At 57.8% G+C, this 17,554-nt stretch carries 18 protein-coding genes and 1 riboswitch; of the genes, 3 read left to right on the top strand and 15 right to left on the bottom strand.

The window, feature by feature from the left end:
* Window positions 1–199: 199 nt before the first annotated feature.
* From GS611_RS14315 to GS611_RS14305, 3 genes are all read right to left on the bottom strand, one after another.
* Window positions 200–475 (bottom strand): DUF6525 family protein, encoded by a 276-nt coding sequence (locus GS611_RS14315; RefSeq protein WP_256369019.1) that lies wholly within the window; start codon window positions 473–475, stop codon window positions 200–202.
* A 168-nt stretch (window positions 476–643) separates the two neighbouring features.
* Window positions 644–2,329, bottom strand: a complete 1,686-nt coding sequence (locus GS611_RS14310; protein ID WP_171636759.1) for a tryptophan halogenase family protein — start codon at window positions 2,327–2,329, stop codon at window positions 644–646.
* Between the two features lie 193 nt (window positions 2,330–2,522).
* Window positions 2,523–3,059, bottom strand: a complete 537-nt coding sequence (locus GS611_RS14305; RefSeq protein ID WP_170344921.1) for a hypothetical protein — start codon at window positions 3,057–3,059, stop codon at window positions 2,523–2,525.
* 217 nt (window positions 3,060–3,276) lie between these two features.
* On the opposite strand from GS611_RS14305, the gene GS611_RS14300 reads away from it, so the two are divergent.
* A complete protein-coding gene (locus GS611_RS14300; RefSeq protein ID WP_171636758.1) occupies window positions 3,277–3,753 on the top strand; it encodes a YHS domain-containing (seleno)protein in 477 nt (158 codons plus the stop codon).
* A 21-nt stretch (window positions 3,754–3,774) separates the two neighbouring features.
* On the opposite strand, the gene cmk is transcribed toward GS611_RS14300, so the two are convergent.
* The 10 genes from cmk to miaB form a co-directional block, all read right to left on the bottom strand.
* A complete protein-coding gene (gene cmk / locus GS611_RS14295; RefSeq protein WP_171636757.1) occupies window positions 3,775–4,392 on the bottom strand; it encodes a (d)CMP kinase in 618 nt (205 codons plus the stop codon).
* A complete protein-coding gene (gene aroA / locus GS611_RS14290; protein WP_171636755.1) occupies window positions 4,389–5,735 on the bottom strand; it encodes a 3-phosphoshikimate 1-carboxyvinyltransferase in 1,347 nt (448 codons plus the stop codon). Before aroA ends, cmk begins: the two co-directional genes overlap by 4 nt.
* A 68-nt stretch (window positions 5,736–5,803) precedes the next feature.
* Window positions 5,804–6,514 carry a tRNA (guanosine(46)-N7)-methyltransferase TrmB gene (gene trmB / locus GS611_RS14285; RefSeq protein WP_171636753.1) on the bottom strand — a complete coding sequence of 237 codons (711 nt, stop codon included), beginning with the start codon at window positions 6,512–6,514 and terminating at the stop codon, window positions 5,804–5,806.
* Window positions 6,515–6,611: 97 nt separating this feature from the next.
* Window positions 6,612–7,793 (bottom strand): methionine adenosyltransferase, encoded by a 1,182-nt coding sequence (gene metK, locus GS611_RS14280; protein WP_171636751.1) that lies wholly within the window; start codon window positions 7,791–7,793, stop codon window positions 6,612–6,614.
* 5 nt (window positions 7,794–7,798) lie between these two features.
* Window positions 7,799–7,848: riboswitch (SAM-SAH riboswitch) on the bottom strand.
* A gap of 41 nt (window positions 7,849–7,889) precedes the next feature.
* Window positions 7,890–9,395, bottom strand: a complete 1,506-nt coding sequence (lnt, locus tag GS611_RS14275; RefSeq protein ID WP_171636749.1) for an apolipoprotein N-acyltransferase — start codon at window positions 9,393–9,395, stop codon at window positions 7,890–7,892.
* Window positions 9,392–10,279 carry a hemolysin family protein gene (locus tag GS611_RS14270; RefSeq protein WP_171636747.1) on the bottom strand — a complete coding sequence of 296 codons (888 nt, stop codon included), beginning with the start codon at window positions 10,277–10,279 and terminating at the stop codon, window positions 9,392–9,394. Before GS611_RS14270 ends, lnt begins: the two co-directional genes overlap by 4 nt.
* A gap of 36 nt (window positions 10,280–10,315) precedes the next feature.
* A complete protein-coding gene (ybeY, locus tag GS611_RS14265; protein ID WP_171636745.1) occupies window positions 10,316–10,810 on the bottom strand; it encodes an rRNA maturation RNase YbeY in 495 nt (164 codons plus the stop codon).
* 36 nt (window positions 10,811–10,846) lie between these two features.
* Window positions 10,847–11,869, bottom strand: a complete 1,023-nt coding sequence (locus tag GS611_RS14260) for a PhoH family protein (protein ID WP_171636743.1) — start codon at window positions 11,867–11,869, stop codon at window positions 10,847–10,849.
* A gap of 136 nt (window positions 11,870–12,005) precedes the next feature.
* Window positions 12,006–12,770 carry an outer membrane beta-barrel protein gene (locus tag GS611_RS14255; protein ID WP_348539536.1) on the bottom strand — a complete coding sequence of 255 codons (765 nt, stop codon included), beginning with the start codon at window positions 12,768–12,770 and terminating at the stop codon, window positions 12,006–12,008.
* Between the two features lie 170 nt (window positions 12,771–12,940).
* Window positions 12,941–14,260: a tRNA (N6-isopentenyl adenosine(37)-C2)-methylthiotransferase MiaB gene (miaB, locus tag GS611_RS14250; RefSeq protein WP_171636739.1), complete on the bottom strand. Its 1,320-nt coding sequence runs from the start codon at window positions 14,258–14,260 to the stop codon at window positions 12,941–12,943.
* Window positions 14,261–14,383: 123 nt separating this feature from the next.
* On the opposite strand from miaB, the gene GS611_RS14245 reads away from it, so the two are divergent.
* Window positions 14,384–15,247 carry a hypothetical protein gene (locus GS611_RS14245; protein WP_171636737.1) on the top strand — a complete coding sequence of 288 codons (864 nt, stop codon included), beginning with the start codon at window positions 14,384–14,386 and terminating at the stop codon, window positions 15,245–15,247.
* Here GS611_RS14245 and GS611_RS14240 read toward each other — a convergent pair.
* A complete protein-coding gene (locus GS611_RS14240; protein ID WP_171636735.1) occupies window positions 15,230–16,051 on the bottom strand; it encodes a phytanoyl-CoA dioxygenase family protein in 822 nt (273 codons plus the stop codon). The two genes, GS611_RS14245 and GS611_RS14240, sit on opposite strands and share 18 nt — an antisense overlap.
* A gap of 83 nt (window positions 16,052–16,134) precedes the next feature.
* On the opposite strand from GS611_RS14240, the gene GS611_RS14235 reads away from it, so the two are divergent.
* Window positions 16,135–17,031 carry a LysR family transcriptional regulator gene (locus GS611_RS14235; RefSeq protein ID WP_171636733.1) on the top strand — a complete coding sequence of 299 codons (897 nt, stop codon included), beginning with the start codon at window positions 16,135–16,137 and terminating at the stop codon, window positions 17,029–17,031.
* Between the two features lie 6 nt (window positions 17,032–17,037).
* Here the strand turns inward: GS611_RS14235 and irrA are convergent, their stop codons facing one another.
* Complete coding sequence (irrA, locus tag GS611_RS14230; RefSeq protein WP_170344907.1) at window positions 17,038–17,454, bottom strand: iron response transcriptional regulator IrrA; 417 nt, start codon at window positions 17,452–17,454, stop codon at window positions 17,038–17,040.
* Window positions 17,455–17,554: the final 100 nt, after the last annotated feature.

Raw genomic sequence — 17,554 nt, 5'->3', positions numbered from 1 at the left:
CTGGCCGAGCGGTTGTCTCCGCCGGTCTTGATTCATGGTGCCATCGGACGTGACCCGGTGCGCCCCTGAGCAAACAAACACAAAGGGCCGAGGTAACCCGGCCCTGCTCAGAAACGTCATCCGGACGTTGACCGCCCTTGTATCGACAGCGCGCGTATAGGCGGATTCCCCGGTATGTGCAAGGGCAAAGCCCATATTTTCAAGGTTTGGCGGCTCTGTACCCAGGCGCGTTGCCGGTTTTGAAGGTCCAAACCCCGGCATCGCGCCGCAGCATGGCCTGTTCAATTGCGTCCAGTCGCATCAACGCTGCGGATGGGTTGCGCGCGCCTCCGGCCCGGGTCCAGATTTTTTGCGCAGAAACGGGGCTCCACGGCAAACTTGCCGAGGCCAACCACTGGCGCAGCCCTGACGGCAGAGAATCGTAAACCTGCATAGGCGCCGCCTGTCGTCTCCGACGTTTGAGGGTGCTCCGCAAGTTCCGACCCTTTGTTTGCCCTTGTTTCTTCTGTTGTCGCAATGCGGTCGCCTTTCACTATATATGTGATTACATTACATATTGATAAAACAGTTGGAAGTAAAAAAGACGGGGAGTTTGCACCCCGCCTTTCCTGCAAACATTCCCTGCGCGACGGGCAGGAAGCAGTCAGAACAGTTGCAAATCCTTTTTACCGCTTTGGATTTCAGCAAAGTTCGGCATGTTCTCGATGACCACAGGGGCTGGCGCCGTGCCCGGCATCGCCACTGTCGGCTTCATTGCCGCCGCCATTCCAAAGGCAGGTTGATCAAGTTCCCCCCGGATATCGCGCAACAGTGTTTTGTGATCCGGCATGGATTTAACGATCTTCGCCAGATCCATTTTCGCGTTCTTCATACCCTGGAACCAAATCGGTTTCTTCAACGGTCGAAGACGATCACGGATGCCTGAACCATAGCCCGTATCATAAACCTGTTTGCCCAAAAGAACGGTTTGATAAACGCGGCTGTCAAACAAAGTGGCGAACTCGATATCGTGATCCATCGGCAGGCGATACTGCCACAGTTCAAGATTTTCGGCCAATCGATCCGGTATCTTCATCTCGGTGCGCGCATCGATCCAGTATTGGTCATCGGTACGGTTGCCCAACCGATAGTGTAAACAGATGAATTCCAGTACCTCGTTATAAAGCTTGTCCATCTGCCGATTGTATCTGTCCCTCAGCGAAGGCTCGATGTCTCGCGTGGGCAAATGCTCGGCGAACCAGCGTATCGCATGGTCAATCATATGGATCGCCGTGCTTTCCAGCGGTTCAATGAACCCGCCGGACAGGCCTATGGCCACGCAATTCTTGACCCAGGCATTGCGCACGCGACCGACGCGCATCGGGATCACGCGCGGTGTCAAACCTTTGCCGCTGTCACCCAGCCACTCAAGGTACTCGTCCGCCGCCTGGTCATCCGTTCGGTGTGCCGACGAATAGACATATCCTGTGCCCACACGGTTAAAAAGCGGCACGCGCCACGTCCAACCTGCGCCCAAGGCAGTGGATCTGGTGGCGCTTTCGATCTTGTCAGGATCCGGATGCTCGATCTGCAACGCCATGGCCCTATCATTGGGCAGGTAGTCAGAGTAATCCAAAAATGGCTCACCGAGTGCCTTGTTGATGATCAGCCCACGAAACCCGGTGCAATCCACGACCATCTCAATATCATGGCGGCCTTTTGCCTCGAGCATGAGATGACTGACATTGCCCTGTTCATCCAGCTCGACCGTTTGCACCTCATCCCGGATATGTTCCACTCCGCGCTTCGTGCAGACCCTGGTCAGCATGCCTGCAAACTTTACGGCATCCAGATGATAGGCATAACCAAACCGTTGTTCGAATTCCGGCTGCCCCAACTGACGCGCGCCCTTGCACAAACGGGCCAGATCATCATGCGGCGAGATGGACTGCGTGAAATCCCTGTCGCCATTGCCGAAGCGCAGGAAATACTCGGCAGCCTCCAGTCCCTCAAGCATCTGGCCGTGCGCAAAGGGGTTCATGTAGTCGATGCGATTGCCCTTGGCGTCATTGTTCCAATTGCAGAACTTCACACCCAGCTTGAACGATGCGTTTGTCTCGCGGAAGAAACTCCGCTCTGAAATGCCCGCCTGACGCAGCGTGACAGGCATCCGCGGAACCGTGGCTTCACCCACCCCCACGGTCGAGATGTTCGGGCTTTCGATCAGACAGATTTGCGGTCGATCCTTGGGCGCTGACGTGCGGGAAAACACCATATCCAGGATCAGCGCGGTCATCCATCCAGCCGTACCGCCACCCACGATAGTGATTTTGTTCAAACGATTGTTCATGTAGTTTTGTCCCTGTTGGCTCGGGAATTTTTTGCTGCGCCCCTGCTTTTTGCGGGTTGTGTCGCTGCTTTCCCTTTTCGCTGGGAAGAAACTATAACAGCTTTCCTCAATCCATCTAGGGTCTATGAAGGCCCGGCCGCGCAACGTCGGCCAACCAGCAGGCGTCACGCCATTCCCATATTCACGGTGCAGGTCAGATCTCTTCGCCTTTCTTCAGCAGTTCTTCAATCAACTCACGTTGCAGATCGGTGCTGTCGCCGCCTCCGAACTCTGCCGCGCCACCGGAATACAGGGTGCCATATGTCCTGGCGATGTTCACAGTCTGGGCCAGCCCCGAGATCAGCTGATCTTTTTCCAACAGGGACAACGGGTGGATAAACGCAGCCCACAAGGTGCCATTGGCGATCGCGTAACGGGCATCCAGAGTGCTGTCGAAATTGGCCTGCATCATTCGAATCAAGTCTTCCTCCGACAGCGCCTCAGCGCTGCGGATCGGGACCATGGCCCGCATCCGATCCGCATTGGTGTCGGTGATGACCAAGACCTGTACCCCTGCAATCGTCAATTGAAACCCAGGGCCGCTCGGCTCTGCTTCGGGGTCAAGCGCGAAAAGAATGTTGCCCAGCCGTTCGTACGTCATGGGCGGCTCGGCTTCGGGTGGGCTTTGCACGGGCTCTTGCGCGGCAAGGCTTCGGGCAATGAAAACAAGAATGAGGGCTAATCGGATCATGATGGCACTCCTGCAGGCATTCTTTCAGCATAGGTACGCAAAACCACACTGACCAAACAAAGCTTGGTGAACGCGCCTTCTGGCCATTCAGATACTTGTACGATCTGCAATATCTGATGGCCTATCTGCGATTACACGTCCAACTTTCACCCCCTAACTATGTTTCACCGGTCGACGATCCGATCGACCCGAACCCAGAACCAAGAGGAAACGTGTAATGAAAACTATCGTCTTCACCGCCCTGGCGGCCTCCATCGCCCTGTCCACTCCGGCTTTTGCCGCGGACGAAATCAACGTGTCGAACGGCATCTCGGCCGCAGGTGCCCCGCTTGCCGCACATGGGGTTGATCTGGTTGCTTTGGTCAATGATGGCAACCCGGTCGAAGGCTTCGCCACCCACTCGGCGACATATGATGGCGCATCCTACTACTTCACCACCGCCGCCAACCTCGAGGCGTTCGTGGCCAACCCGGCGGCCTATCTGCCGCAGCATGGTGGGTTCTGTTCATTCGGCGTGTCGGTCGGCAAGAAGTTCGACGGAGACCCGGATCAGTACCTGGTCGCAGATGGAAAACTGTACCTGTTTCTGAACGCCGAAACCCGCGCGGCCTTCCTGAAGGACGTTCCCGCCACCACAAAAACGGCGGACGAACAGTGGGCAAATATCAAGAGCATCGCCGTAGGCGAGCTGTAAACTCCGCCCATGCCTGCGACGTCAGCGCGTCGCGGGCAGTTTTGCGCTTATGATTTCAAGCGCTTTGGCCAATGCAGCCTCGATACTGAGGTCTGTTGTGTCCAGTCGCACTGCATCCTCGGCTGGCTTCATCGGCGCAGCGCTGCGCTCTGCGTCCCGCGCATCCCGCTCTTTAACATCTGCCAGAACCTGTTCGCGCGTCACGTCAGCACCTTTTGCGCTAAGCTCCAGAAACCGGCGTTCAGCTCGCACCTCTGGGCTGGCCGTTACAAACAGCTTCACCTCGGCATTGGGACAAATCACCGTCCCGATGTCGCGCCCATCCAAGACGGCACCGCCCGACCTTCGGGCAAAGGCGCGCTGAAAATCCACCAAGGCGGCGCGAACCTCGGGGATCACCGCCACTTTGGATGCGGCCTGCGCGATTTCAGCCGTGCGCAGATCACCCTGCTCAAGCTCTTCGGCGGTCAGGGCCTGCGCTGCTTCAAGCGCGCCAAACCCTTCAAGAGTACGCCGCCCAACGGCGCGATACAGCAAGCCGGTGTCCAGATGCGCGAACCCGAAATGCGCCGCAACGGCCTTGGAGATCGTGCCCTTGCCCGCAGCCGCAGGTCCGTCAATGGCGACAGTGAAGCTCACCTGCGCACTACCTTTGCACCAAGCGACGCCATCAACGGCTCAAAAATCGGGAAGGATGTCGCGATCGGACCACCATCATCCACGCTCACCGGGTTCTGCGCGCCCATGCCCATCACCATGAAGGACATGGCAATGCGGTGATCCAGGAAGCTTTCGCACGTCCCGCCGCCACGAACCTTGCCGATACCCAACCCTTCGACCGACCACCAGTCGTCACCCTCGTTGACCGTGACGCCGTTGGCGCGCAGACCGCGCGCCATGGCATCGATGCGGTCGCTTTCCTTCACTCGGAGTTCCTTCACTCCGCCCATCATCGTGGTGCCCGTGGCGTTTGCGGCAACCACGGACAAAACAGGATATTCGTCAATCATCGAGGCCGCGCGTTCAGGCGGTACGTTAATACCCTTCATGTCTGGCGAGTATTTTGCGCGCAGATCGGCAACCGGCTCGCCGCCCTCTTCGCGCTCGTTTTCATAGGTCAGGTCGGCGCCCATCTCGCGCAGCGTCGTGAACAGGCCCGCGCGCGTGGGGTTCAGGCCGATACCCGGCACCAGAACGTCCGAACCGGGCGTGATCAGCGCCGCGCAAACCGGGAAGGCCGCGCTGGACGGGTCGCGTGGAACGGCGATGACTTGCGGCTTCAACTCCGGGCGCCCCGTCAAAGTGATGACCCGGCCTTCATCGGTGTCTTCCACCGTAATTTCGGCACCGAAACCGGACAACATCCGCTCGGAATGATCGCGGGTCGCCTCTTTCTCGATAACCACGGTTTTACCGGGGGCATTCAGCCCCGCCAGCAGGACGGCGGATTTCACCTGGGCCGAGGGCACCGGAACTTCGTACCGGACCGGAGTCGGGTCTGCCGCACCGACGATCGTCATGGGCAAACGCCCCCCCGAGCGGCCCACGGCCTGCGCACCAAACAACGCAAGCGGATCCGTTACTCGCGCCATGGGACGCTTGTTCAGGCTGGCATCGCCGGTAAAAGTTGCCGTAATCGGCGAGGTCGCCATGGCACCCATGATCAGCCGGACTCCGGTGCCGGAATTGCCGCAGTCAATCACCTGATCCGGTTCGGCAAACCCGCCAACGCCCACGCCATGCACGGTCCATTCGCCACCGCCATGATCTGTGACTTCTGCCCCGAAGGCCCGCATTGCCTTTGCGGTGTCCAAGACGTCCTCACCTTCGAGCAACCCCGATATCCTGGTCTCGCCTACAGCCATCGCGCCAAGGATCAGTGACCGGTGCGAAATCGACTTGTCGCCCGGCACCTCTGCCGTGCCGGTCAGCGGGCCGCAGGGATGCGAAGTCATCGGGATGGGCGTTCCGTGTCCGGACATGGGGGCTCCTTTTGCGCTATCAGTGCTCAAGCCGATTAGCGAATTGGCACCGGTTGGTCCAGCGGCAATCAGTCTTTGCGGCGGAAGGTCAGGTAATGGGGCGTGCGTCCTTCACGCAAGGCTTTCTGCTCGTAGCGTGTGGAAATCCAGTCGTCCCACGGCTCGCGCCAATCTGCGGGGCGCTCGGCCAGCCACTCGAACCCGGCGCGGGGGACTTCCTCCAGTGTCTGCCGCACATAGTCGGGGATGTCCGTGGCGACCCGGAAGATCGATCCAGGCTTCAAGACCTTTGCCAATGGTTCAAGATGTTCCGGCGTCACGAAACGGCGACGATGATGCCGGGTTTTCGGCCACGGGTCAGGATACAGAAGGAAGGCGCGCGATATACTGGCCTCTGGCAGCACGTCGAACAGGTCTCGGGCATCGCCGGGATGCACAGCAAGGTTATCAACCCCCGCCTGCCGAATTTTGCCCAGCAGCATGGCAACGCCGTTGATATAGGGCTCGGCCCCGATGATGCCGATGTCGGGGTTGCTTTGCGCCTGATGAACCAGATGCTCGCCGCCGCCAAAGCCGACTTCCAGCCAGACCGGTTTGCCGCTGAACAACGTGTTCAGGTCCAACGGCCTGCGTTCGGGGTTTGTATCCCAATCCACCGCACCGGGCGACAAAGCCGCCAGATCTTCGTTCAGATAGGTCTTTTGGCTGGGCTTCAGGGTCTTGCCTTTGAAGCGGCCATAGAAGTTTCTGCGCGGGCGTCGTGGGGTCTCGGTGCTCATGGCGGTCGCCATACTGCGCGCCAGAGAACGTTGCAAGGGCGCGCGGCACGCACAAGGAAAAAGCGCGCCCTCAAAGGCGCGCTTTGTGTTGTTCAGGTCAGACTGCGGATTTCAACGCATCGACCAGATCGGTGCGCTCCCAGCTGAAACCACCATCATCGCTCGGCTGGCGACCAAAGTGGCCGTATGCAGCTGTGCGCTGATAGATCGGCTTGTTCAGTTGCAGATGCTGGCGAATGCCGCGCGGTGTCAGATCCATGACCTCACCCACAGCTTTTTCGATAACCGCATCCGCCAATTGGCCGGTTCCATGTGTGTCGGCATAGATCGACAGCGGCTTGGACACGCCAATCGCATAGCTCAGCTGAATCGTGCAGCGTTCGGCCATGCCGGCCGCCACGACGTTTTTGGCCAGATAGCGTGCTGCGTATGCTGCCGAACGGTCAACCTTGGTCGGGTCTTTGCCCGAGAACGCGCCGCCGCCATGAGGGGCCGCACCGCCATAGGTGTCCACGATGATCTTGCGCCCGGTCAAGCCCGCGTCGCCATCCGGCCCGCCAATAACGAATTTGCCGGTCGGGTTGACGTGCCATTCGGTTTCGGTCGACAGCCAGCCGTCAGGCAGGGTTTCACGGATATAAGGCTCGACGATGGCGCGGATGTCATTCGAAGACAGCGCTTCATCCAGGTGCTGCGTAGACAAAACGATCGAGCTGACGCCGACCGGCTTGCCGTCGCGATAAACGACTGACAGCTGCGACTTTGCATCGGGGCCCAAAGCAGGTTCGGTGCCATTCTTGCGCACTTCAGCCAGACGTCGCAGGATGGCGTGCGAATACTGGATCGGCGCGGGCATCAGCGCCGGAGTTTCAGTCGTGGCATAACCGAACATGATGCCCTGGTCGCCGGCACCTTCGTCCTTGTCGTCCGCAGCGTCAACGCCCTGAGCGATATGGGCAGATTGTTCGTGCAGCAGGTTGGTTACTTCGACGGTTTCGTGGTGAAACTTGTCCTGCTCGTAACCGATGTCTTTGACACAGTCGCGGGCGATCTGTTCGATGCGCCCCATGTAATCGTGCAGCTTGTCTTGATCAGACAGACCTACTTCGCCACCGATCACAACCCGGTTGGTCGTGGCGAAAGTTTCGCAGGCCACACGGGCTTCTGGTTCTTCATTGAGAAATGCATCAAGGACAGCATCCGAGATGCGGTCACAGACCTTGTCGGGATGCCCTTCGGAAACGGATTCCGAAGTAAATGTATAGTTCTGTCGGGACATAAATGCGCTCCATTAGGGGTTTCTCCGCCACGCCAGGAAGCCGTTGTGACAGGTCACAGACGCATACGCTCGCTTAAAGATGGGGTCAATCTTAAATTATTTGGTCAGGCGACGGATGTTGAACCACGCCAATGCAGCAAGAAACAATAGCAGTCCAAGAACAGGGCTGTCCCCGATGCGGGAATAAACTGTTGGCTGATGTGGCTGCGGCAGGATCGCATCCACGTATCCCGCCTTGCCCAGCGCCAATGAGGCCGTGACCTGACCCAATGGGTCAATCATGGCCGATATGCCGGTATTGGCCGAACGGATCATCGGCAGACCCTGTTCAATTGCCCTCATCCGGGCCTGTGCCAGATGCTGAAACGGTCCCGAACGCGTTCCGAACCACGCGTCATTTGTGATCTGCAACAGAAAGTCCGCCCGACCCGCCGCCCCGTTCACATCTTGCGGGAACACGGCTTCGTAACAGATCAGAGGCAGCGCCCTTCCCAATTTGCCAAGGCCCAAGAGCTCGGGCCCCGGCCCTGCGCTGAATCCATGCCCCGTTGTGGCCGCCATCCCATAAATCCCAAAACGGCCCATCAACTCGCCAAAAGGCACATATTCTCCAAACGGGGCCAGATGGTGTTTGTCATACAGACCGCCCTGCTGCCCGGCTTCATCCAGATAGACCATCGAGTTGAAAATCCTCGGGCCGTCTCCACGCTGGATCCCCAAAACCACGGGCGTCCCCTGAGCGGCATCCGCAATGGCCGTCAAATACGGTTGCGCGCTGCCCAGCCAGGCTGGAACTGCGGTCTCGGGCCAGACGATCAGGTCCGGTCTGGGCAAAGCGGCGGAATATTCAATCTGACGGGCAAAGAACAAGGGCGCATATGCCGGATCCCACTTTTGGTGTTGCGGCGCGTTGGGCTGAACGACACGAACTGTGTGCCGGCCTTCCTGAACCGTTGGCCGCATCGACGCATAGCCAATCGCCAGCACCGCCGCCGCAGCTGTAAATCCCAGTGGACGGACCAGTGCCCGCAAGCGTCTTTCCTGAATCAGTGCCGCCCCTATCGGAAACGCCACGGCAAATGTCAGCACATTCAAGCCATACGGCCCCACCAGAGACAGCACTTGCGCCACGGGCGTATTCACCCAGATTTGCGCCACTCCGCCCCAAGGGAACCCGGTCAGCACGTATCCCCGGGCCAGTTCGGCCAGCGACAGCGTTGCGATCAGCAAAACGCCTTGCTGCATGGCGGTCGCGCCAACATGCCGCGCAAGTCGAAACGCAATTGCCCAGAACAGGGCGAGCCCGCCAGCCATTAACACCAGCGCAAACGGTGCCATCCAGGCGTGACGCTCTGCATCCACCTGAAAGGGCTCGATGATCCAGCTGAGCGCATGGGCAAAATAGCCGGTGGCGAAGAACCAGCCGATCCACCCCGCGCGAGCACGGGTTTCACTGGCGAGGAACACCGGAACGGTCAAAACCAGTGCAACAACCGTAGCGCCCCAATACCCATGCGGTGCCTGGCCAAAAGCGCCGAAGGCGCCCAGTGCGGCGGCGGCAAACAATCTCAACGATAACGGCCAGCCCCGGACAGGCGTCATGCAGCGACGTCCGGCAGCATGACGCGCAACCGTTTGATGCGTCGCGGGTCGGCTTCGATCACTTCGAATTCCGGCCCTTCCGGATGAATCACGACCTCACCCCGTGCCGGAACACGCCCGGACAGCATGAACACTAGCCCCCCCAGCGTGTCGATGTCTTCTTCATCCACATCCTCGTGGCTGGTCAAGGATCTGCCGATCTCGGCCTCGAAGTCCTCAAGCGGCACACGTGCCTGCACAACGTAACAGCCCGGCTTTTCCTGCACCCAAAGCTGATCTTCGTCTGCATCGTGTTCGTCCGCGATCTCACCCACGACCTGCTCGATCAAGTCTTCGATCGTCAGCAGCCCGTCGACGCCGCCATACTCATCAATCACCAACGCCATATGGCGACGTTCGGTCTGCATCTTGGTCAGCAGGACACCGATCGGCATTGAAGGCGGCACGAACAAAAGCGTGCGCAACATGGATTTCAGGTCAAACTTGTCCGCACCGCCATTGAAACCATGGGTCAGCGCTAAATCCTTGAGGTGAACGAAGCCCAACGGCGTATCCAGCGTTCCTTCATAGACCGGAATTCTGGACAACCCACTGTCCCGGAACACGTCAGCCAGCTCATCCTTGGTGATGGTCGAAGGAACCGCGATGATCTCGGCCGTGGGAATGGCCACGTCTTCGACGCGCATCCTGCGCAGGTTCATCATCCCGTGAGGCCGAGCTGCCGCTGCGCTCTGCCCGTTCATCCCCGGGTTTTGCTGAGTCTCCTGACTCGAAAACGCATCGAAAATTCGGGAAATAAACCCGCTTTTCTCTTCTGTATCATTGCCGCTGTCCTGAGGTTGCGCGCTTTGCGCCGCCCTAGAACTGCCGTCTGTTTCGCCCATTACCTTGTTCCAATTGATCGGGTCACATGACCCACCTTATACCTTATATGGGTCATCTATACCCAACTTGCCAAGTATCTCGACCTCAATCCCTTCCATCAAAGCGGCGTCGGGGTCACGAATGTGATCATATCCCAGCAAATGCAACGTTCCGTGAACAAGCAAATGGATGACGTGATCGTCAACGTCCTTGCCTGCCTCATCCGCCTCACGCGCGCAGGTGTCGAAGGAGATCGCAATATCGCCCAAAGGAATTTCACCAGTGAAATCCGGCTTTGGCGGATGGGGCGCTTGCCCGGCTTCCTCCGGGGCCAAATCTTCTGCCGGCCAGCTCAGAACATTGGTGGCGGCTGGTTTGCCGCGAAACTCGGCGTTCAGTTCCGAAATGCGTGCGTCATCGCATCCCAGAACGCTGATCTCGCAAAGTTCAGGGTCCAGTTCCGCATAGGACAAGACAGCGGACATCGCTTGCCGCGACAAAGCTTCAAGCCCTTGCCACCGGTCGTCTTCGACAGTGAGTTCCAGATTCATCTTATCGCACAAAAGCCCTGTGAATGAGCCTTGCAATCAAGTGGATTCCCGGCCCGCATCCGCCTCATACGCCTCGATGATCGCGGCCACAAGCGGGTGGCGAACCACGTCCTTGGACGTGAAATAGTTGAAACTGATGTTGGGTATCGTTTTCAACAGTCTTTCCGCATCCTGCAAACCCGACTGAACGCCGCGTGGCAAATCCACCTGAGACCTGTCGCCGGTGATTACCATGCGGCTGCCTTCGCCCAGACGAGTCAGGAACATCTTCATCTGCATGGTCGTAGCGTTTTGTGCTTCGTCCAGCACCACAAAAGCATTGGCCAACGTGCGTCCACGCATGAACGCCAGCGGCGCTATTTCGATTCGCTTTTCCTCAATCAACTTGGCCAGTTGCTTGCCGGGCAGAAAATCATTCAGCGCGTCGTACAGCGGCTGCATGTAGGGATCGACCTTGTCTTTCATGTCACCGGGCAGATAGCCCAATTTTTCACCCGCTTCGACCGCCGGGCGGCTGAGGATGATTCGATCCACATGCCCGCCAATGAACATCGACACGCCCACGGCAACAGCCAGATAGGTTTTCCCCGTGCCAGCAGGCCCAATGCCAAATGCAAGCTCATTTTGAAACAGTGACTGCACATAAGCTTTCTGGGCGTCCGTGCGCGGTTCCACCAGTTTCTTGCGGGTTTTGATCTCGACTGAACCGCCCTTGAACATTTCCAACTGATCGCCGTCGCGGCTGCCGGTCCCCTGTTCCGAACCACCCATCCGCAGTTCTCGGTCCACGTCCGCGGCCTCGACCTCGCGCCCGCCTTCCAAGCGCGTGTAAAGCGATTGCAGCACCTCAATAGCCTGCTTCTGGGCGTCTTCATCGCCCATCACGACAAGCTGGTTGCCGCGGCGTACGATCTGGACGGAAAGCTTGCTTTCGATGTCGGTCAGATTGCGGTCGTATTCGCCGCACAGGTCAATCAACAATCGGTTGTCGGGAAACTCTAAAAACGCCTCGCGTTGGGGCATTTCGTCTTGCGGTGGGGTCAGGGCACCGATGGCCAATCCGTTCTCCTGTCTTGGCGGTTCACCCCGAGCGTAGACAACAAATCTCGGTGGGCGCAAGCCACAGTTTCAAAAATAAGCCCGCGGATGACAAAAGCGCCGATCATACAAAAGAAAAAAGCCTGTCAGACGCGCATCAGAACGTATAGTTCAGCCCGAATCTCAAGCCGCCGTATTTCGGTGTGGACTTCGTGGAAAAGCCCGAACCGAATTGAACGTCTTCGGATTTGAACTGGACGTATTCGTATTCGCCGGTGACCGACCAATTGTCGGTCAGCTTGTGTTCGGCACCGATGCTTGCGGTATATCCGCCCCGCCGATCCGATGCCGAAAAGCTCTGTACTGTAGCTCCGGATGTGATGTTGTTGGTTGTTTCAACATCGCCCCATAGGTAACCGACGCTGAAAAAGTACAGAACCCGACCATTTCGGCTTGTCAGGCCGCTTCGATATTTGAGGGACAAAACGTCAGATATCTCTGCCCCACCCTCAACGTTCGAACCGCCGATCTGGGCCCTGACACTGTCGTCCAAGGATCCGAAATCATAACTGACTTCAAAACCATAGACGAAATCACGCCCCCACCTTGAAGGCAGAACACCACGCCAACCACCACGAAAGCCGCCGTATGCGCCGGATACGTTCAGGTCGCCAATATCAAACAGCCCGGCGGGCGTTCTCAGACCAAATCGATCGTCCCAGCCTGAGGCGTAGCCTCCAGCAATCCCCAGGTAAAATGCACTGACGTCACTGCTGAACTTCTTGGGGCTGATAACGACAGGATCGGTTGTCGTGCCCTTCAGGTCTCCGGCAATCGTCGCGCTGGCAAAAAAAGTAACAACCGAGGCCAAAGGCAAGGTTTTCACTAGGCTCAGGGTCCTGAAGCTGTTCAAGATTGGCACTCGTACCTCCATCACTCCGATCTTAAGATCGGCGTATAATCGTTTTTTGACGCAATAACGGCGCCTGAAAAACATGGCTCCTCTCGGAGCATAGTTCCAAGCAATAAATCAAGGGTAAATTTTGGAAACAAACACCAACTATGGTGTCTGAACGGCGGAATCTTACCGACTCAGAGCAGCTCACCCGCCAAAGAGTTGGCGCCCGAGTCGGTGATCCGGACCTCTTTCAGATCACCAACGGCAATCTCGGGCCCTTTCACATGCACCGAATGCAGATACTCGGATTTTCCGACCATCTGGCCCGGCAGGCGGCCCGGTTTTTCAAACAAAACGCGGACTGTACGACCGACCATACCGTCCTGAATTTCCCTTTGGTGCCGTGTGATAAGGGCCTGAAGGCGCTGCAATCGATCATCCGCCGCAGCCGGATCAACCTGAGCTCGTTCGGCCGCTGGTGTTCCCGGGCGTGTGGAATACTTGAAGGAATAGGCGTAGCCGTATTTGACCTCTTCAACCAAATCCATCGTTGCCTGAAAATCCTCTTCGGTTTCTTCTGGGAAGCCGACGATGAAGTCCCCCGACATCACAATATCCGGGCGCGCCGCACGAATGCGTTCGATCAGGCGCAGATAGCTTTCTGCCGTGTGGCTGCGATTCATTCGCTTGAGGATACGGTCCGAGCCCGACTGAACCGGCAGGTGCAGATACGGCATCAGTTTCTCACAGCTGCCATGTGCCTCGATCAGGTCGTCGGCCATGTCATTGGGGTGCGACGTGGTGAAACGAATACGTTCCAGCCCGTCAACCTTGTTCAGTTCCCAGATCAGCCCGGCCAGGGTCATGTCTCCGTCGGGGCCGGCCCCGTGATAGGCGTTCACGTTCTGACCCAACAGCGTGATCTCGCGCACGCCGCGTTCAACCAGATCATGGGCTTCGCGGATGATGCGATCAGCGGGGCGGCTGACTTCGGCCCCACGCGTATAAGGCACCACGCAGAAGGCGCAGAACTTGTCGCACCCTTCCTGAACGGTCAGAAACGCCGTCGGGCCGCGTTTGGCCTTGGGACGGTTTTTCAGTTTTTCAAACTTGTCTTCCTCGGGGAAATCGGTGTCCAGCGCCTTTTCGCCCGCACGGGTCTTGGCCTCCATCTCGGGCAGACGGTGATAGCTTTGCGGACCGACGACCAGATCGACCAGCGGTTGGCGGCGCATGATTTCTTCACCTTCGGCCTGCGCAACACAGCCTGCCACACCGATTTTCAGGTCAGGCTTTTCGGCTTTCAGACCCTTGAAGCGACCGAGTTCCGAATACACTTTCTCAGCCGCTTTTTCGCGGATGTGACAAGTGTTCAGCAGAATCATGTCGGCATCGTCAGGCGTTTTGGTTTCGACATAGCCCTGCCCGCCCAGCGCCTCGGACATGCGTTCACTGTCATAGACGTTCATCTGACAGCCATAAGTCTTGATAAACAGCTTCTTCGGTTCAGACATGGGACGGGCCTTTGCATTCGCTGGATCGGCGTCATCTATACGCTTCGAACGCCGCTTGCAATGCGGGCGCAATTACCCGAATTTGGCAGGACTTTCCAGCAAGGCCGGACCAAAAAACACCCGATGACGTACGATTCCCTCGACCATTTCCTGAAATCGGGACAGGCCGCACTGGCCAAAGGCCCCGTAGCATTGATTTTTGCCGAGGACGACGTCGAGTTGGCCAGCACGCTGCACCATCATCTGAGGCTGGGTTTCAAATCCGTCATCGTCTTTGCACCGGACGAGTTTCATCTGACAGAGGACCTGTCCGCCAAGGTGCATCGGGTCAATTTGAAATGTGTTCCCCGGCTGGTCGTGTTCGAAACCATAAACAGGATCATTCAGGCCGCACCCGGCATCTGGATGTATTATTGCTACAACGCCGAATACCTGTTCTTTCCCTACTGCGAAACGCGCAGCGTGGGCGAGATGCTTGTCTTTCATGGTGAAGAGCGTCGCAATGCGATGCTCAGCTATGTCATTGACCTGTACGCCGAGGATCTGACCGCACATCCCAATGGCGTGGCCCCCGATCAGGCCATGTTCGACAGTGTTGGCTATTATGCCCATACCCGCCACGACCCAAGCGGCCAACCGCTGGACCGTCAGGTGGATCTTTCGGGCGGGTTGCGGTGGCGGTTCGAGGACCACATTCCCTACGAACGTCGCAGGATCGACCGCATCGCATTGTTCAAAGCACAAAAAAACCTGGTGCTGAGACCCGATCACACTTTCAACGAACCGGAATACAATACCTATTCCTGTCCCTGGCATCACAACCTGACGGCCGCCATTTGTTCTTTCCGTGCCGCGAAGGCGCTGAAATCCAATGCAGGGTCAACCTTTGACATCCGAAGCTTTCGCTGGCGCAACTCGGTGCCGTTTGAATGGCAGTCCCGCCAGCTGCTGGATCTCGGGCTGATCGAATCAGGTCAGTGGTTCTGAGCCGGCCTGGCGCTGCAACAAGATCGGAAACCAATCCTCGCGCAGGCGCTGTCCCGGCGTCATGTCATGACCGGGAAACGGGGGCGAGGTTCGGCCGGGGCGCTCTACATACCGGGCATCGTCGCCCACCAGCCGCAGTGAAAAGGCGCGGCGACGGCTGTCCGACTGGTTTCCGCGCGCACCGTGCAGCGTGCGATAGTTGAAAGCGACGGCATCGCCGGGCTCCATCTCGAATTCGATGACCTTCATACCTTCGGCATCCGGATCCGGCACGGGGATGTACTGACCTTCATCCGGGAAAAAGCCGTCCTCGGAAACCCATCGGGTCGGCAGAACTTCTTTATCCCATCGGTGCGACCCGGCAACACACCGCAGCGTCGCCTGTCTGACCGGATCAAGCGGAGACCAGAAGCTGATCGTCTGCTGACCCTCGACGAAATAATATGGGCCGTCCTGATGCCACGGTGTCGCCATCGACGTACCGGGTTCCTTGACCAGCACGTGATCGTGAAACATCTGAACGCGTCTCGATTGCATCAGATCCGCGGCAACCTCAGCTGCGGGAGACGTCTCGATCACGTCGCGGAACTGCGGAATCCGGGTCCAATTGCAGTAATCATCAAAGAAACGACCTGTTTCACCCGCCTTCTTGTTTTCCGAGGCATAGGGACCGGGATCGGCCATATTCGCGGCCACACCATCGCGCAGTTGATCCACGTGATCCGCAAACAGCCCTTTGACCAGTACGACGCCGTCGGCCTGATAAGTGTCGATCATCTGCTGAGTAACAAGACGGTGTGGCATCGGCAGCTCCTGAAGTTTTTTTGCTTTTGACCGAAAAAATGCATTCTGTTCAAATCATATCTTTCGAAGTTATTATTAATCTCATGTTATATATTTCGCTGCGCCAATATGAATATGTCTGTGCAGTCGGGCGTCACGGCAGTTTGTCGGCGGCAGCCCAGCATCTCAATGTTTCGCAACCGGCCTTGTCCACTGCGCTGACGCGTGTTGAAGCCCATTTGGGGTATCCGCTGTTCGTTCGCCGCCGGGGTGCAGCCATGGCACTGACACCTCAGGGACGTACGTTCATAGAGAACGCCGAGGTCTTGCTGGAAAATGCTGCGCGAATCGAAACGTCCGATACCTCCGCGCCGGGCACCTCCAGGCTGAGATTGGGCTGCTTTACGGACCTGGCCCCCTTCCTTTTGGCCCCGGCCCTGCAACTTCTCCGCAACACGTTCACCGATCTCAACCTTACCTATGTGGCCGGGTCCTTCGAAGGGCTGCTGAATGGATTGATGGATGGCCAGATTGACATCGCAATCACATACGACCTGACCATGGATGCGGGGTTCGCCCGTACAAAACTGTTCGACAGCAGACCGAAGGCCTTGATGTCCCCGGATCATCCATTGGCGACAACCACAGAAGTCACCCTTGCAGCGCTGGAAGGTCATCCGTTGATTCTGTCTTCGGAAGGATTATCCGCCCAACACATTCTCGGCCTGTTCCGACAAAACGGGCTGCGCCCTACCGTCGCGCACCGGGCGGCATCCCTTGAGATTCAACGCAGCCTTGCCGCCCATGGTGAGGGAATCGGGATCAGCTATGCCAGCCCACCCAGCAGCTTCAGCTATGACAACAAGCATCTGGTCAGCGTACCGATTGCCAATCCGGACACAGCAGAATCCGTCGTTCTGGCGCGGCACGGCACAGGACCCTCTGACACGGTCATCGAAAAGGCCGAGCGAGTTTTGGTGGCCGGGCTGACAGGCGTTTAAGGTCTTTTACTTTTTGCGCAAGCGAATGACGACATCGACAGATGCGATTTCGACACCTTCCGGCGCCTCGGGAAGGCGCTGAATGACCAGCTGATCCGACGGCGCATCGCTTAGCCTTGCGTCGTCTTCCCAATAAAAGTGGGGATGATCATGCGTGTTCGTGTCGAAGTAGCTTTTCGATCCGTCCACTGTGATTTCTTGCAGCACACCCGCATCGCAAAAAGCACGCAAAGTGTTGTAGACCGTTGCCAGAGACACCGCATCGCCATTCGCCTTTGCCGATTCAAATAGGCTTTCTGCGGTGACGTGGCGATGGCGGCCGTCGCCCACCAAAAGCTCGGCCAGCGCCACGCGCTGACGCGTCGGTCGCAAGCCGGCATTCACCAGCCAACCTGTTGCGATTTCGCGGCTCTGAGGTGTCATCGATCCGATACCCATTATTCCTGCCTTTATATATAGGGGCGCATCACCGGCAATTACAAATGAAATTCATTCGCAAGATAAGAACCAACACAACATGATG

Source organism: Ruegeria sp. HKCCD6119 (assembly GCF_013110585.1).
Classification (GTDB): domain Bacteria; phylum Pseudomonadota; class Alphaproteobacteria; order Rhodobacterales; family Rhodobacteraceae; genus Ruegeria.
The sequence above is the reverse complement of the archived record's forward strand: the minus strand, read 5'-3'. Positions and strand labels throughout refer to the sequence as shown.

Excerpts from the sequence above, each read along its gene's own strand:
- GS611_RS14310 (WP_171636759.1), bottom strand. The coding sequence starts at position 2,329 with ATGAACAATCGTTTGAACAAAATCACTATCGTGGGTGGCGGTACGGCT.
- GS611_RS14305 (WP_170344921.1), bottom strand. The coding sequence starts at position 3,059 with ATGATCCGATTAGCCCTCATTCTTGTTTTCATTGCCCGAAGCCTTGCC.
- GS611_RS14300 (WP_171636758.1), top strand. The coding sequence starts at position 3,277 with ATGAAAACTATCGTCTTCACCGCCCTGGCGGCCTCCATCGCCCTGTCC.
- aroA (WP_171636755.1), bottom strand. The coding sequence starts at position 5,735 with ATGTCCGGACACGGAACGCCCATCCCGATGACTTCGCATCCCTGCGGC.
- trmB (WP_171636753.1), bottom strand. The coding sequence starts at position 6,514 with ATGAGCACCGAGACCCCACGACGCCCGCGCAGAAACTTCTATGGCCGC.
- metK (WP_171636751.1), bottom strand. The coding sequence starts at position 7,793 with ATGTCCCGACAGAACTATACATTTACTTCGGAATCCGTTTCCGAAGGG.
- lnt (WP_171636749.1), bottom strand. The coding sequence starts at position 9,395 with ATGACGCCTGTCCGGGGCTGGCCGTTATCGTTGAGATTGTTTGCCGCC.
- GS611_RS14270 (WP_171636747.1), bottom strand. The coding sequence starts at position 10,279 with ATGGGCGAAACAGACGGCAGTTCTAGGGCGGCGCAAAGCGCGCAACCT.
- ybeY (WP_171636745.1), bottom strand. The coding sequence starts at position 10,810 with ATGAATCTGGAACTCACTGTCGAAGACGACCGGTGGCAAGGGCTTGAA.
- miaB (WP_171636739.1), bottom strand. The coding sequence starts at position 14,260 with ATGTCTGAACCGAAGAAGCTGTTTATCAAGACTTATGGCTGTCAGATG.
- GS611_RS14245 (WP_171636737.1), top strand. The coding sequence starts at position 14,384 with ATGACGTACGATTCCCTCGACCATTTCCTGAAATCGGGACAGGCCGCA.
- GS611_RS14240 (WP_171636735.1), bottom strand. The coding sequence starts at position 16,051 with ATGCCACACCGTCTTGTTACTCAGCAGATGATCGACACTTATCAGGCC.
- GS611_RS14235 (WP_171636733.1), top strand. The coding sequence starts at position 16,135 with ATGTTATATATTTCGCTGCGCCAATATGAATATGTCTGTGCAGTCGGG.
- irrA (WP_170344907.1), bottom strand. The coding sequence starts at position 17,454 with ATGACACCTCAGAGCCGCGAAATCGCAACAGGTTGGCTGGTGAATGCC.